This window comes from Mesorhizobium sp. LNJC391B00 (assembly GCF_000502535.1).
In the GTDB taxonomy this organism is placed as follows: domain Bacteria; phylum Pseudomonadota; class Alphaproteobacteria; order Rhizobiales; family Rhizobiaceae; genus Mesorhizobium.
This window is the reverse complement of the sequence record NZ_AYWI01000002.1, coordinates 216,187-231,219: the sequence shown is the minus strand read 5'-3', so window position 1 is coordinate 231,219 and position 15,033 is coordinate 216,187. Positions and strand designations below refer to the sequence as shown.

Genomic DNA, 15,033 nt, shown 5'->3' with positions numbered 1-15,033 from the left:
GTGCTCCCTGTGCTTCCCAGCTGGGGTTGGCTTGCTGGCCTGTTGTTTTTGGCTTTGCGCGCCGCTCAATCTAGACCAATGATGCCGCCGCGCAACCCGGCTCGCCGCGCAGCCGCTGTGCATGAATGGATCAACGGAGCATTGCGTGCCGACATATTTCGACGAATTGCTCGACCGCTTCCATGCCTATCTCCGGGGCGTGGACAACGCGCTGGTGCGGGACGCCGTGACCCGGATCGGCTGGAATATGACGGCGCGCGTGCTCGAAGCGCATCCGCTGCCTTGCCTTGGTCTGCTCGACCGCATTGTCGAACTGGCGCCGCCGGACCCGCAGCCTCTGGTGCAACTGCTGGCGGAGCGTCGTGACGATCTGTGCTGGGGGCAGACCTACAACGCGAGCGATTTTGGTGAAGCGTTCTTGCAGAACTACGGCTGGCTGGAGGTGTTTGGCACGCGCGGCCATTTCGCCAATGAAGAGGTCGCGGCCGGATTGCTGATCCTGGGGCCCGGCATCACCTATCCCGACCATCATCACATTGCCGAGGAGATCTACATTCCGCTGACCGGCGGCACCGAGTGGCGCATGGGCGAAGGCGGCTTTCACACCCGCCAGGCGGGCGAAATTATCCATCACGCCTCCAATGTCAGCCATGCCATGCGCACCGGCAGCGAAGCGTTGCTGGCGCTCTACATCTGGCGCGGCGGGCCGCTGGCGCAGAAATCGACCGTTTCCGGCGCGCAGGGCAGGGGCTGAGCATGGCCAAGGCGNGGCCAAGGCGATCATGCTGCAAGGCACGGGTTCGGATGTCGGCAAGACGGTGCTGGTGGCGGGGCTCTGCCGCGCGGCCAGGAATCGCGGGCTGAAAGTCAGGCCGTTCAAGCCGCAGAACATGTCGAACAATGCCGCCGTCGCCGACATTCCGGGCGACAACCGCCCCGGCGGCGGCGAGATTGGCCGTGGGCAATGGCTGCAAGCGCTGGCGTGTGGTGCTCAGCCGACCGTGCATATGAATCCGGTGCTGCTCAAACCCCAGAGCGACATCGGTTCGCAGGTGATCGTGCAAGGCAAGGTGTTCGGCGAGGCGCGAGCGCGCGACTACCAGACAATGAAAGCGGGGCTGATGGACGCCGTGCTGGAGTCCTGGACGAAGGTCGGTGAGGGCGCCGATCTGGTCGTCGTCGAGGGCGCCGGATCGCCGGCCGAAATCAACCTGCGCAGCCGCGACATCGCCAATATGGGCTTTGCCACGCGCGCCGACGTGCCGGTCATCCTGGTCGGCGACATCGACCGCGGTGGCGTCATCGCTTCGGTCGCCGGCACGCATCTGATCCTGCCGGAGGAAGACAGGCGCATGATCGTCGGCTACCTCATCAATAAGTTCCGCGGCGATGTCTCGCTGTTCGACGACGGCATCCGGTCGATCGAAAGCTTCACCGGCTGGCGCTGCTTTGGCGTCGTACCGTGGCTGAAGGCGGCGGCGCGATTGCCTTCGGAGGATTCGGTCGTGCTCGAACGCCTGGCATCGGGCGAGAAGCGGGCGTTGAAGGTCGCCGTGCCGATGCTTGGCCGCATCGCCAATTTCGACGACCTCGACCCGCTCAAGGCCGAGCCGCAGGTCGAAGTGGTGTTCGTGCCGCCGGGGCAGCGCTTGCCGGAGGATGCCGGCCTGGTGGTCATTCCCGGTTCCAAATCGACGATCGGGGATCTCATGAAATTCCGCGAGAATGGCTGGGATCGCGATCTCCTCGCGCACCGCAAACGCGGCGGCCATATCGTCGGCATTTGCGGCGGCTTCCAGATGCTCGGCCGCCTGGTGCGCGATCCCGATCGCATCGAGGGCAGCGTCACCGAGGCCGAGGGACTCGGCCTGCTCGACATCGAGACGGTGATGGAGCCGGAAAAGACGGTGCGCAATGTCAGCGCCCGCTCAGCGCCGTTCGGCCTGGCGCTCGAGGGCTACGAAATTCATCTCGGCCGCACCACCGGGCCGGACATGGCGCGGCCGTCGGCTGTGATCAACGGCATCGACGACGGTGCGATTTCCGCCGACGGCAAGGTTTTTGGCACCTATCTGCACGGCCTGTTTTCCGCCGACGCTTTCCGGGCGAGATTCCTGGAAAGCCTCGGGGTGAAAGGCGGCGGCATCGACTATCGCGCGGACGTGGAAAAAGCGCTGGACGAGATCGCCACCGAGCTGGAGCGCCATCTTGAGTGCGATGCGATTTTTGGGTTAGCAAGGTAGGACCGTCCACCGTTTCGCCATCCTCGGGTCTGCGCGTCCGCTTCATTTCCACTCCGTGGATGTCGAAGTTCGGGCGCTTTCGCCGACCTTCGACGCGGCGCTGAAGGACCAAGGCCGATGGCGAAGGATTCTGCGAAACTGATCACCAGCGGGACGGTGAGCGAGGCGTATTCGACATTGCGAAAATGGCCGGGCGCCGTTTCGCGATAGCCACAAATGTCGGTGACCGCGTTCTGCAGCCGCAGGCCCGGCGCGCGCCGCACCATCTCGAACCGGTCGGCTACCGGGCGGTGCTGTTGATCGTGGCGCTCCGTCTCGCCGGACATGGTCATCCTTCCGCGCGGAAGAGCCTAACGGACCATGCATCCAAAGCAAAAGCGCCCGGCTTTTGACCGGGCGCTTCGAATTGCAGAAGTCGCGGGCGCCTAGGCGCCGCGCATCAGGCAGGCGGCGGCAAGCACGATGTATGCGATGAGGACAATCCACACCGCAGCCAGAGGAATGAACGCAAGAACGCCGAGCGCGGCGAGCACGCCGATGATGGCGATGACAAGGGATATGATGAAAACAAGCTGAGTGGGTGCACTAAGATTCATGTGTGGTCCCTCCAACATGATTCGTACAACGGCACTCTATCAGGCGTGAGGCTTATACACCAATCAGCTGGCGCAATGGGTTCGCCGGGTCGGCCAGCAGCTTCACCGCCAGAGCCAGGCAGATGATCACCAGCAGCGGCTTGATCAGCCGGGCGCCGATGCGGATGGCAAGGCTGGCGCCGAGCCGGGCGCCGAGGAACTGGGCGACGCCCATCATCAGCCCGATCTTCCAGTAGACGACGCCGGCGACGGCAAAGACGATGAAACCGCCAATGTTGGAGGCGAAATTGAGCAGCTTGGTGTGTGCCGTGGCCTTGAGCACGCCGAAGCCGGCGAGGCTGACGAAGGCCAGCATGTAGAAGGAGCCGGCTCCCGGCCCGAACAGCCCGTCATAGAAGCCGACCAAAGGGGCGATGACCAGCCCGAACAGGAAGGGCGACAGGCGCTCGGCGCGGTCGACATCGTTCATGTTGGGTTTCACGGCGAAGTAGATCGCGATGGCGATTAAAAGCAGCGGCAGCAGCGCCCGCAGGAGATCACCCGGCACGAATGCCGCCAGCAAGGCGCCGACGGCACTGCCGGCAAGGGCCAGAAGCGCCGATGGCAGCTGTCGGCGCAGATCGACATGGCCATTCATGGCGTAGTGGATGGTCGCCGAAGCGGTGCCGAAAATGCCCTGCAGCTTGTTGGTTCCAAGTGCTGCGACCGGCGGGAAGCCGGCAAGCAGCAGGGCCGGGATGGTGATCAGCCCGCCGCCGCCGGCTATCGAATCGACAAAGCCGGCTGCAAAGGCGGCGAAGGCAAGCATGATGACGGTCTGGGTAGCGAGGTCGAGCATCGGGATTTTCTGAACATTCCGGCGGGAAAGGTGGTGCCGCGCCTTCTCATGGCCATCCGGTTTGCGCAAGGCCGATTCCGCGCTACGTCCATCCAAGCGCGTTGCGCTTGGATTTCCTGTGGTGCATGTCATTATCTCAGTACCGCTGGCAGTTTTGGGTCATGTGCGCTGGGCGGGCTCGGGAAAGGGACACTGTTGGCGATGGCATTGCTCGACCAGATACGCTCGATCTTCGATGGTGACCCCGGCGTGCGCAAGGTTGCCGACGACCCCGTGCTGTCGGCGGAACTCTTGATGCTGTTTCGCATGATCCTGGCCGACGGCTCGGTTTCGGAGAGCGAAATGGTCGCCTTCCGGCGCATCTGCAAGGACGCCTTCGGCATCCCGGAAACCAGCATCGACGCGGTCATCGAATATCTCAATGATTTCGGCTACGAGACCAACGGTTCGCAAGCCATGGCGCTGTTCCGCGATCTCGATGTCGAACGGCGCAAGTTGCTGGCGCTCCACATGGCGGAGATCGCCAAAGCCGATTCCAAACTGGCCGAGAGCGAAGTGCGGCTGTTGCGCCGCACGCTCGATTTGCTCGACATCAGCCCGGTCGATGTGGTGAAGCCGGAGGAGTGAGGCAGACCAGGGGCAACGGCCGCCCAGCCGGGTCCCCGCTGCTTCGCAGCGTCCCAGCGTTTGTGACCTTTCATCGTGCCACTGGCACGATGAATTCGCTGCGCGAACCGGTCACTTACCCCTGTTCCTGCATACGGTGAGCGATCGCCCGATGCAGATCGGGCGCAGCCGCGACCAGCGCCCTGGCCGCCTCCGACTGCGGATGATCGAGCACGTCGCCGGTCTTGCCGCGCTCGACGATCCTGCCGTCATGCATGACCAGCACCTCATCGGTGATGGCGCGGGCGACGGTCAAATCGTGGGTGATGAAGAGATAGCCGATGCCGAGCTTCTGGTTGAGCTCTGCGAACAGATCGAGGATCTGGGCGCGGATCGAGACGTCGAGCGCCGAGACCGGCTCGTCGGCGACGACCAGCTTCGGCCTAGTGATGATGGCGCGGGCGATCGACAGGCGCTGGCGCTGGCCGCCGGAAAACTCATGCGGATATTTGTCCATGTCGCTGGTGCCGAGGCCGACCTCGTGCAGCGCATGCGCCACCATCTCGCGCCGCTCGGCCGGTGTCGGCTTCGTCTCCAGTACATGCAGCGGCTCGGCGACCAGTTTTACGACCTTCTGGCGCGGGTCGAAAGAGCCGTAGGGATCCTGGAACACGACCTGCATGTCGCGCCGCGCGGCTTTGAGCTCCGCCTCGCTTTTGCCGGTTATGGTCTCGCCGCGAAAGCGGATCGTTCCCGATGTCGATTTGTCGAGCGCCAGGATCATGCGGGCAAGCGTTGACTTGCCGCAGCCGGAGCGGCCGACCAGCGCCACCGATTGGCCCGGCGCCAGCGACAAGGACACGTCGTCGACGGCGCGGATCGGAGCCGCTGACTTGAACAGGGAGGTGCGCCGGCCCGGATAGTCCCGTGTCACGCCTTCGACCTCAAGCAGCGGTTTGCCCTGGCCGGCGGCGTGAACCTTGGCGCGCGCGGGCACGTGCATGGAGGCCAGCGCCAGCTGGCGCGTGTAGGGATGCAGCTGTTCCGACAGCGTGCGTGCGGTGTCGCCGGCTTCCATCACCTCGCCATGGCGCAGAATGGTGATGCGGTCGGCCATTTCGGTGACGACCGCGAGATCGTGCGAGATCAACAGCAGGCCCATTCGGTTTTCGCTGACAAGGCCGCGCAAGAGGTCGAGGATCTGCGCCTGCAGCACCACGTCGAGCGCCGTGGTCGGCTCGTCGGCGATGAGCAGCTTGGGTTTCAATGCGCAGGCAATGGCGATGACGACGCGCTGGCGCTGGCCGCCCGACAGTTCGTGCGGATAGCGCGACAGCGGGAATTTGGCCTCCGGCAGGCCGACGCGGTCGAGCATTTTGCGCGCGCGGTCTTCGGCGTCGGCACGGCTTGCCCTAGTGTGCCAGCGTATGCCTTCGGCGACCTGCTCGCCGATGGTCTTGACGGGGTTGAGCGCCGTCATCGGCTCCTGGAACACCATGCCGATGTCGTCGCCGCGCAGCGCGCACATCTGGTCCTCGGTTGCGGCCAGAATATCGATGCCGTCGAAGGTCACGCGGCCGGTGGCGCGCGCCGCATGCGGCAGAAGCTGCATGATGGTCAGCGCCGTCATCGATTTGCCGGAACCGGATTCGCCGACCAGGCCCATCACCTCGCCGGGCGCGACGGAGAGCTCGACCCCTTTCAGGATCGGCGTGTCGCCGACGGCCAGCGACAGGTTCTCGATCTGCAGCAGGCTCATCGCTGCCGCCGCGATTTCGGGTCGAGTATGTCGGCGATGCCGTCGCCGAGCAGATTGAGCCCAAGCACGGTGACGACAATGGCCATGCCGGGGAAGATCGCCATCCACGGCGCCACCACCATGCGCGTCTGCGCGTCGAACAGCATGCGGCCCCAGCTCGGCATTGGCGGCTGGGCGCCGAGGCCGACATAGGAGAGACCGGCTTCGGCCAAAATGCCGAGCGCGAACTGGATGGTGCCTTGCACCAGAAGCAGCGTGGCGATGTTGGGCAGCACGTGCTCGATTGTAATCTGCGTCTTGCTCTTGCCGGCGGCGCGCGCGGCGAGAATGAACTCGCGTGGCCAGATCGCCAGCGCGCCGGCGCGGGCGACGCGCGCAAACACCGGGATGTTGAAGATGCCGATGGCGATGATGGCGTTGATCGCGCCCGGTCCGAAGATGGCGGTGATCATGATCGCCGACAGCAGCGCCGGGAAGGCGAAGACGAGGTCGTTCAGCCGCATCAGCGCCTCGTCGACCAACCCGCCGCGCGCCGCGGCGAAGGCGCCGAGCGGCACGCCGACGCCCATGCCGATGCCGACCGCGACCAGCGCCACGGCGATCGAGTTGCGGGCGCCGACCATGATCATCGACAGGATGTCGCGGCCGAAATGATCGGTGCCGAACCAGTGCGCCGCAGAGGGCGCGAGCGTCTTGTCCGAGATCACCAGTTTGGTCACGTCGTAGGGCGTCCAGACGTAGGAGATGACCGCTATTGCAGCCACCAGCACCGTGATGGCGAAGCCGATGAGGAAGGAGCGGTTGCGGAAGGCCTTGGCCAGAATGCTGCCCAACGTCTCCTGCGGGATGTCGATGTGCAGCGTCATTGCCGGCCTCGAAGGCGCGGATCGACGATGGCGTAGGAGACGTCGACGACGAGGTTAACGGCAATGACGGCGACGACCAGCAGCATGACGATGCTTTCGACGACGATCAGGTCGCGCTGAGTGATCGCCTGGAACACCAGCCGTCCGAGGCCGGGGAGATAAAAGACGTTCTCGATGATGATGGTGCCGGCGAGCAGGAAGGCGAATTGCAGGCCCAGAATGGTCAGAACCGGGATCATCGCGTTGCGCAGCGCGTGCCGCCATAGTACGGCACGATAGGGCAGGCCCTTGGCGCGGGCGGTGCGGATATAATCCTCGTTCAGCACCTCGAGCAGCGCGGAGCGGGCAACGCGCGCCAAGATCGCCGCCTGCGGCAGCGCAAGTGCTACGGCCGGCAGCAGCAGCGATTTCAGCGCCGGCCAGACACCGGCGCTCCAGCCGGGAAAGCCGCCGGCCGGCACCAGCCGCAGCCAGACGGCAAAGAGGTAGATCAACATCAGCGCGAACCAGAAGTTCGGGATGGCAACGCCAAGCTGGGCGGCGCCCATGGCGATCGTATCGCCGGCCCGGCCGCGCCGGCTGGCGGAAAAGAGCCCGACGGGAATGGCGATGACGGTAGAGAGCGCCAGCGCGATCAGCGCCAGCGGCAGGGAAACCGCCATGCGTTCGCGGACAAGGTCGATGACCGGCACCGAATAAGTGTAGGAGCGGCCGAAATCGAGGCTGAGCAGACCGCCGACCCAGTGGAGGTAGCGCAGGAAAAGCGGCGCGTTGAGGCCCATCTGGTTGCGCAGGAGTTCGACCTGCTCGGCGCTGGCGTTGAGGCCAAGCATCAGCCGCGCCGGATCGCCGGGCAGGATTTCGAGCACGGTGAAGACGACCATCGAGGCCAGGATCAAGGTGGCGATGGCAATGGCGAGGCGTTGGAGGAGGTAGGCGGTCATGGTGGAGGGAATGGTGCGTTGCCAAGTGCGATGACTGAGCAAAGGCAGCGTTCTGTCACACCCCCCTCTGTCCTGCCGGACATCTCCCCCTCAAGGGGGGAGATCAGCAGTTTCAGCGCCGGGCTTTCCTTTGCGGCGCTGGCAATTGGCGAAAGCAGAGATGAGAGCGCAATCTCCCCCCTTGAGGGGGAGATGTCCGGTAGCACAGTGGGGGGTGTGAAGGAATGCACACTGTTGCCTGTCGGGCGCCGCCTCAATTCGCCCACTTCACCTTGGTCAGGTCATTCGCCTGGATCGGGGCGTTTTCCCACAGGCCCTGCAGCTTGGCGTCCCAGACGCCGACCTTCGGCAGTTCATAGAGGAACCCCACCACGGCGTCGTCGGCCAGGATCTTCTGTGCTTCGCCGAGCAGCGTGTTGCGCTTGGCGTCGTCGGAGGTGAGGTTCAGCTCGGCGATGATCTTGTCGAAGGCGGGGTTGTCGTAGTTGAAGTAGTAGTCCTTGCGCGAGTAGATATCGATGTCGTTGGGCTCGGTGTGGGAGACGATGGTCAGGTCGTAATCCTTCTTGGTGAACACCTGATCCAGCCACTGCGCCCATTCGACCGGAATGATTTCCAGGTCGATGCCGACATCGCGCAGCTGCGAGGCGATGATCTCGCCGCCAAGCCGTGCATAGGAAGGCGGCGGCAGTTTCAGCGTCGCCTTGATGCCGTTTTCGAAGCCGGCTTGCTTCAGCAGCTCCTTGGCCTTGTCGACATTGTGCGGGTACAGGCCGGTGAGGTCGACATAGGCCTTGCTGGCGGGCGACATGTGCGAGCCGATCGGCACGCCGAGGCCGGCCGAGGCGCCGTCGATGATCGCCTTGCGGTCGAGCGCGAAGGCAATTGCCTGCCGCACCTCGAGCTTGTCGAAAGGCGGCTTCTTGTTGTTGATCGCCAGAATGGTCTCGCCCTCAGTCGAGCCGATCACCACCTTGAAGCGCGGATCGTCCTTGACCTGCGCGACGCTGTCGGGATCGAAGAAAGGGAAAGCCTGGATGTCGCCGGAGAGCAGCGCCGGCACGGCGGCAGCGGCGTCGGGAACGATGCGGAACTCGGCCTTGTCGAGGAACACCGGGGCGCCCCAGTAAGTGTCCGATTTCACCAGCGTGATCGACGAGCCCTTGGCCCAGCTCTGGAATTTGAACGGGCCGGTGCCGATGGGCTTTTCCTTGTTGGTGTCGGCGCTCTCGGGCGCCACGATCACCGCGTCGCCCCAGCCCAGATTGTAGAGGAACGACCCCTGCGGGTTCTTCAGCGTCACCTTGACCGTTGTCGGATCGACGACTTCGACCGTATCGATGGCGGCGAACAGGGCCTTTTGCGCGTTTACGGAATTGTCGGCACGGGCGCGGTCGAGCGAGAACTTCACGTCGCCGGCGTCGAAATCGCTGCCGTCATGGAATTTGACGCCGGTGCGCAGCTTGAAGGTGTAGACCTTGCCGTCGTCGGAAATGGCCCAGCTCTCGGCGAGGTCGGGCAGCACTTCGCCATTCGGGCCGATGCGGGTCAGGCCCTCGAAGACGTTGGCGTAGAGCACTTCGTCGATCGCCGCGGCAGCACCGGCGGTCGGATCGAGATGTGGCGGCTCGAGCGGAATGCCGATCACCAGGTCGGTGCGTGCGGCAAATGCCTGACTGCCGGCCAGTGCCAGCACCGCGGCGGCAAGAATGGTTTTCCACAATTTCATCGTGCAACTCCCAAATGCTCGAACCCTAGTGCGATAGAAGCGTGATTTCGAGGTGGAGTAAATTGCGTTTCGTGCTCTGCAGCGGCGCGGGGAGGAATGTTTTTTCAGCGAAGTCGATGGTTCAGCCCGCGGCCGTGCCCCTGAGCAGCACATTGAGCCCGATCGCCATCACCTTGGCCGACTCCACCATATCAGAGATACCGACCCATTCGTCGGGCCGGTGGGCGAGGTTCAAAATGCCCGGGCCATAGGCGATGCAATCATAGATGTGGCCGATGCGGGCGATGTGCTTCTGGTCGTAAGTGCCTGGTGAAATGACATAATCCGGCTCGCGGGCGAAGATCGCCATGATGCCTTGCGCCACCGCCTTGACCACCGGCGCATCGCGCTCGGTCATCAGCGGCAGCACCTCCATCAGGTCGCGAATCTCGTAATCGAACTTTTTGCGCTCGCGCTTCAGCCGGTCGAGGATATCGGTCACCTCGCTCTTGACCGTGGCAAGGTCCTCCTCGAGCAGGAAGCGGCGATCGATGGTCAGCCGGCAGGCGTCGGGCACGTTGGGTGAGGGCAGGCCGGGGCGGAAATCCTCAGTCTGGCCGCCATGGATCGAGTTGATGTTCATGGTCGAGCGCTTTGCGCCTTCGGGCACGACAGGCATGCGCGTCACCTTGCGATCGAGCGCCGGAAACAGTTCATCCTCGAAGGCCTGCAGCACGGCGCCCATGTGGCGCACGGCATTGTCGCCGAGGAACGGCATCGAGCCATGCGCGATCTCGCCCTTGGTCTCGATCTCCGCCCACCAGACGCCGCGATGGCCAAGACAGATGCGGTCCTTGTTCAGCGGCTCGGGGATGATGACGTGGTCGACCTTGGGTTTCGAGAAATAGCCAAGCTTCGCCAGATGGGCGACGCCGCCGAAGCCGCCGGACTCTTCATCGACGGTGCCGGAGATTTCGATGGCGCCAGGAAAGTCGGGGAATACCTCCATGAAGGCTTCCGCCGCGATGATCGAGGCGGCCATGCCCCCTTTCATGTCGCAGGCGCCGCGCCCGTAGACCTTGCCGTCCTTCACCACGCCGGCAAAGGGATCGACGCTCCAGCCCTCGCCGGCTTCGACCACATCGATGTGCGAGTTGAAATGGACGCAGGCCCCAGGCGAGCGGCCGTCGAAGCGGGCGACGACATTGACGCGGGGATAGCGGTCGGTATCGCCGGGCGTGCCTTCGGCGCGGATGAATTCGGTTTCGAAGCCAAGCCTGCCTAGGCGCGCACCTATATATTCGACGCAGGGGCGATAGGCTTCGCCAGGCGGGTTGATGGTCGGGAAGCGGATCAGGTCGGCGGTCAGTGCGACCAAGTCATCAACACGGGCGTCTATCGCTTTGAAGAGTCGTTCGTTCATTCCCGGATTTGAGCAGGCAAGGGGGTGGTTTTGCAAGCATCGCGCCACTGGCGCCGAAACTTCGTGTCGCAGCGGCAACTACGGCGGGAAAATCGTTCAAATTCGCTGCTTTAGATTGGCGAATTTATCAAGGAGTGTGTGTTAGATCACTCACCTGTCGTTAAAAAGATGAAAAACCGCGTGATGACAGGGCAGGCAAGGGGCATCAAAGGGGTTTGATCTCATGACTAAAATCGTTCTCATGGCAGCTGCTTTTGCGGCGATGCTGTTCGGCACGTCCATCGAAAGCAGGGCTGCCTCGCTGGTGGCCAGCATCGACGTCTCGTCGCAGACCATGACCGTCAGCCAATACGGCCAGGTGCTTTATCGCTGGAGCGTGTCGACCGCCCGCAGTGGCTATTTCACGCCGCGCGGCACCTATCGGCCGCAACGCACGGCGAGGATGTGGTATTCGAAAAAATACCACATGTCGCCAATGCCTTACTCGGTGTTCTTCCATGGCGGCTACGCCATCCACGGCACCGGCGCGGTCAGGCAGCTAGGGCGTCCCGCATCGCATGGCTGCGTGCGGCTGCACACCGCCAATGCCGCGATGTTCTATGCGATGGTGCGCGAAGTCGGCTTCGGCAATACGCGGATCGTTGTTACGAACTGAGGCTATCGACGACTTAAGATTGACGCTGCCGCTGGCCGGTGGCGTTGGCCTGTCCGCGCCGGCGCCGACGCCGGCCCGAGATTTCCCACCTTTTGTGGAACCACATCCACTGTCCCGGATCCTCGCGCACCCAGCGCTCGACCACGTCGGCGAGCAGTTGGGTGGTGGCCGCGACATCGACGCTGCCGCTTTCATTGCGCGGCAAGGTCAGCTTGTCCTCGATCTCGAGGCGGAAGCGGTTGCCTGGCAGCCGCACACATCGCGCCGGATAGACGTCGCAATCATAGTGACGGGCGAGCATGCCCAGAACCGGATTGCTCTGGCACGGGCGACCGAAGAAGATCGTCTCCAGCCCGCTGGAGAATTTCTGGTCGACCAAAACGCCGATATTGCCGCCTTTCTCCAGAATCGACGCCAGCGCGAAGGAGGCGCCGGTCGAAGACGGCAGCAAGGCGCCCATGCTCGAACGCCGCGTCGAATGGATATAATCGGCGAGGTAAGGATTGTTCGGGGGACGAAACAGCGCCGTGATCTTCATGCCGAACGTCGCGGCTGCCACGGGCAGCAGTTCGAAATTGCCGAGATGGCCGGTGAACAGGATATGCGGTTTGTCCTCGCCAGCTATCTGATGGAAATGATCGGCGCCACCGACTTCGACGCGGCCGGGCGTCGCTGCGTTCGGATCATAGTCGAAGAGCGCGTCGAGAAAGATGTATTCGGCGGCGAGCCGGGCCATGTTGCCCCACATGTCGGAGGCGATGGCCTCGATCTCGACATCGCTCTTTTCGGGATAGGCAAGGCGCAGATTGTTGATGGCGACGCGGTGACGCCCGACCCACGGACCGATGCGCCGGGCCGCCCGGTCGGCGAAATTGAGCGCCCTGTCCGCGGGCAAGAGGCGCAGCAGCGAGATGATCGTCATCGCCACGCGCGCCACCAGCCAGTGCTCCATCTGGCGCAGTCTTCGGCCATAGCGGAACATGAAGTCCCGGCGGGCTTTCTTGAACACCTTGCCGACCATAGTCCTAAGAAACGCGCAGGATGATCTTGCCGAACACGTCGCGGCCTTCCATGCGCTTCAACGCGGCGTCGATGCCGTCGAAGCCGACCTCGGTGTCGATGACAGGTGCGACCTGTCCCGCCGCCATCTTCTGCATGGCGTTGGCCATGTTCTCCATGCGGCAGCCGAAGGACCCAAGCAGCTTCAGCTGCTGCTGGAACAGCTGCATCAGATTGATCTGCGTCGACACGCCGGAGGTCGAGCCGCAGGTGACCAGGCGGCCGCCGCGCTTGAGGCACAGCATCGAGGCGGCAAAGGTGTCGGCGCCGACATGCTCGAAGACGACGTCGACGCCCTTCTTCCTGGTGAGCTTGCGCACGACGCCTTCGAAACGGTCGTCGCGGTAGTTGATGACGTGATCGGCGCCGAGGGCCTTGGCCTTGTCGATCTTGTCGTTGGAGCCGACCGTGGTGATGATGGTGCAACCCATGCGCCTGGCCAGCTGGATCGCCGCCGAGCCGATGCCGGAGCCGCCGGCATGGATGAGGATGGTTTCGCCGGGCTGCAGCTTGGCATTGTCGAACAGCATGTGCTCGACGGTGCCGAAGGTGACAGGGGCGACGGCAGCGCCGACGTCGGTCACGCCGGGAGGGGCAGGGACCAGCAGGCGCGCCGGCAGGTTGATCTTCTCCTGCGCAAAGCCGTCGAGATGGAAGCCGTGGACGCCCGAGACATGTTCGCAGAGATTGTCACGGCCTTCGCGGCAGGCGCGGCAAAGGCCGCAGGTGCGCGCGCCGTAGATCGATACCAATTGTCCGGGCAGCAGGCTGGACACGCAGGGGCCGACAGCCTCGACCTCGCCGGAGGCTTCGGCGCCGACGACCAGCGGCAGCTTGCGCTTGGCGAACGCCATGCCGCGCCAGCCCCAGACGTCGATATGGTTCAGCGCCACCGCCTTGATGCGCAGCGTGACTTCGCCCAATGCGGGGGGCGGCGGGGGCGGCAGGTCCACCGTTTCAAGACGGCGGTCCTCGATAAGTTGCAGTGCGCGCATGGAGCCTGTCAGTTCAGTCTGGCTGAAAAAGGTCGCTTAGACCGGTTCCCGCGCCATGACAAGGCAAGTGTTCTGGCCGCCGAAGCCGAACGAGTTCGAGAGCACGGTGCCGACTTCGGCATTGCGCTTCTTGTTGGGCACCACGTCGAGCACGATTGCCGGGTCGGGATTGTCGTAGTTGATGGTCGGCGGAATGACGCTTTCGCGCATGGTCATCAGCGAAAACGCCGCTTCGACAGCACCCGCCGCCGACAGCGTGTGGCCGATCATCGACTTGTTGGACGAGACCGGCATCGAGCCGATGCGATCGCCGAACACGGTCGACAGCGACAGATGCTCCATCTTGTCGTTTTCCGGCGTCGAGGTGCCGTGAGCGTTGACGTAGTCGATCTCGTCCTTGCTCAAGCCGGCATCGGCAAGAGCGGCGCGCACTGCTGCGATCGCCGGGGAACCGTCGGGCTTGGAACGGGTGCGATGGAAATCGTCGGCCTTTTCACCGCAGCCGCGCAGGATGCCGAGAACGCTGGCGCCCCGGGCAAGGGCTGCCTCAAGCGATTCCAGCACCAGCGCGCCGGAGCCTTCGGCCAGCACAAAGCCGTCGCGGTCCCTGGAGAAGGGTTTTGACGCCTTTTCAGGGATGTCATTGTGGGTCGACAGCGCCGAGAGCAACGAAAAGCGGATCAGCGCCTCGGCGGTTGCCGAACCGTCGGCGCCGATCGACAGCGCCCGGTCGCATTCGCCGCGGCGGATCGCCTCGACCCCGAGCTGGATTGCGGTGGCGCCCGAAGCGCAGGCCGTCGACAGCGTGATCGGCAGGCCGCGCGTGCCAAAGCGGTCGGCCAGCCGGTCGGCGATCGCGCCGAACTGCGTGCTTGCGAACGTATCTGTTTCCTTCAGCCCGCGCGCCACCCTGAGCAGCCTTTCGGCGCCGGCGCCTTTGCCGTCGGAATTGTAAAGCGCGAAGCGGTCGTGCCAGTCGAGTTCGACCGGCGGCGAGGCGAGGAAGAGCGGGCCACCGAAATCAGAGGAATCGAGGCCGGATTCGGCCACCGCCTCATTCGCGGCGGTTTCGGCCAGTTCGTAGGTCAGCAGGCTGGCGCCTTTCGAGCTTGAGTCGAGGAAATCGACCATGCCGGAGATGCGGGTGTTGAGGTGGTCGACGGGAAAGCGGGTGATCGGGTGGATGCCCGATTTGCCGGAGGTCAGTGCCGCCCAATTGTCTGCCTTGCCGACGCCGAGCGAGGTTACCACGCCGATGCCGGTGACGGCGACGATCGGCCTGCCCATGTGATCTCTGAGATTGGCCATCCGGAACCTCTTAACTTTGCAGCATGATCGCGC

Annotated in this window: 14 protein-coding genes and 1 pseudogene; 4 read left to right on the top strand and 11 right to left on the bottom strand. The window is 64.0% G+C overall.

The window, feature by feature from the left end; genetic code table 11:
* The first annotated feature begins 145 nt into the window (after nucleotides 1–145).
* Nucleotides 146–754, top strand: coding sequence for a dimethylsulfonioproprionate lyase family protein (locus X750_RS158820; protein WP_023746812.1), 609 nt, complete (start codon nucleotides 146–148; stop codon nucleotides 752–754).
* Between the two features lie 28 nt (nucleotides 755–782).
* Nucleotides 783–2,243 carry a cobyric acid synthase gene (locus X750_RS158825; RefSeq protein ID WP_031242602.1) on the top strand — a complete coding sequence of 487 codons (1,461 nt, stop codon included), beginning with the start codon at nucleotides 783–785 and terminating at the stop codon, nucleotides 2,241–2,243.
* Nucleotides 2,244–2,350: 107 nt separating this feature from the next.
* Here X750_RS158825 and X750_RS1000000166755 read toward each other — a convergent pair.
* From X750_RS1000000166755 to X750_RS158835, 3 genes and pseudogenes are all read right to left on the bottom strand, one after another.
* Nucleotides 2,351–2,569: pseudogene (locus X750_RS1000000166755) on the bottom strand (AraC family transcriptional regulator); the annotation flags it as partial.
* 99 nt (nucleotides 2,570–2,668) lie between these two features.
* Complete coding sequence (locus X750_RS1000000164140) at nucleotides 2,669–2,839, bottom strand: hypothetical protein (protein ID WP_023670429.1); 171 nt, start codon at nucleotides 2,837–2,839, stop codon at nucleotides 2,669–2,671.
* 52 nt (nucleotides 2,840–2,891) lie between these two features.
* Entirely contained in the window at nucleotides 2,892–3,677 is a 786-nt protein-coding gene (locus X750_RS158835; RefSeq protein ID WP_023681754.1) for a TSUP family transporter, read from the bottom strand.
* A gap of 195 nt (nucleotides 3,678–3,872) precedes the next feature.
* Here X750_RS158835 and X750_RS158840 point away from each other — a divergent pair, with 195 nt between their 5' ends.
* On the top strand, nucleotides 3,873–4,304 hold the full coding sequence (locus tag X750_RS158840) for a TerB family tellurite resistance protein (protein WP_023691035.1): 432 nt from the start codon (nucleotides 3,873–3,875) through the stop codon (nucleotides 4,302–4,304).
* 115 nt (nucleotides 4,305–4,419) lie between these two features.
* On the opposite strand, the gene X750_RS158845 is transcribed toward X750_RS158840, so the two are convergent.
* The 5 genes from X750_RS158845 to X750_RS158865 form a co-directional block, all read right to left on the bottom strand.
* On the bottom strand, nucleotides 4,420–6,042 hold the full coding sequence (locus X750_RS158845) for a dipeptide ABC transporter ATP-binding protein (protein WP_023670432.1): 1,623 nt from the start codon (nucleotides 6,040–6,042) through the stop codon (nucleotides 4,420–4,422).
* A complete protein-coding gene (locus tag X750_RS158850; RefSeq protein ID WP_023733741.1) occupies nucleotides 6,039–6,908 on the bottom strand; it encodes an ABC transporter permease in 870 nt (289 codons plus the stop codon). The genes X750_RS158845 and X750_RS158850 overlap by 4 nt, the downstream gene beginning before the upstream one ends.
* Complete coding sequence (locus X750_RS158855; protein ID WP_023670434.1) at nucleotides 6,905–7,852, bottom strand: ABC transporter permease; 948 nt, start codon at nucleotides 7,850–7,852, stop codon at nucleotides 6,905–6,907. Before X750_RS158855 ends, X750_RS158850 begins: the two co-directional genes overlap by 4 nt.
* A gap of 253 nt (nucleotides 7,853–8,105) precedes the next feature.
* Nucleotides 8,106–9,581 (bottom strand): ABC transporter substrate-binding protein, encoded by a 1,476-nt coding sequence (locus tag X750_RS158860; RefSeq protein ID WP_023746809.1) that lies wholly within the window; start codon nucleotides 9,579–9,581, stop codon nucleotides 8,106–8,108.
* 121 nt (nucleotides 9,582–9,702) lie between these two features.
* On the bottom strand, nucleotides 9,703–10,983 hold the full coding sequence (locus tag X750_RS158865) for an acetylornithine deacetylase/succinyl-diaminopimelate desuccinylase family protein (protein WP_023746808.1): 1,281 nt from the start codon (nucleotides 10,981–10,983) through the stop codon (nucleotides 9,703–9,705).
* Between the two features lie 223 nt (nucleotides 10,984–11,206).
* Between X750_RS158865 and X750_RS158870 the strand changes: the two genes are divergently transcribed.
* Nucleotides 11,207–11,638, top strand: coding sequence for a L,D-transpeptidase (locus X750_RS158870; RefSeq protein WP_023681747.1), 432 nt, complete (start codon nucleotides 11,207–11,209; stop codon nucleotides 11,636–11,638).
* Between the two features lie 13 nt (nucleotides 11,639–11,651).
* On the opposite strand, the gene X750_RS158875 is transcribed toward X750_RS158870, so the two are convergent.
* Genes X750_RS158875 through X750_RS158885 form a run of 3 tightly spaced genes read right to left on the bottom strand, consistent with a single transcriptional unit; the run spans nucleotide 11,652 to nucleotide 15,000 of the window.
* The gene (locus tag X750_RS158875; RefSeq protein ID WP_031242599.1) at nucleotides 11,652–12,659 is read right to left on the bottom strand and encodes a lipid A biosynthesis lauroyl acyltransferase; all 1,008 of its coding nucleotides are present in this window, start codon (nucleotides 12,657–12,659) and stop codon (nucleotides 11,652–11,654) included.
* Nucleotides 12,660–12,663: 4 nt separating this feature from the next.
* The gene (locus X750_RS158880) at nucleotides 12,664–13,692 is read right to left on the bottom strand and encodes a zinc-binding dehydrogenase (RefSeq protein WP_023746807.1); all 1,029 of its coding nucleotides are present in this window, start codon (nucleotides 13,690–13,692) and stop codon (nucleotides 12,664–12,666) included.
* 36 nt (nucleotides 13,693–13,728) lie between these two features.
* Entirely contained in the window at nucleotides 13,729–15,000 is a 1,272-nt protein-coding gene (locus X750_RS158885; RefSeq protein WP_023746806.1) for a beta-ketoacyl-ACP synthase, read from the bottom strand.
* Nucleotides 15,001–15,033 lie beyond the last annotated feature (33 nt).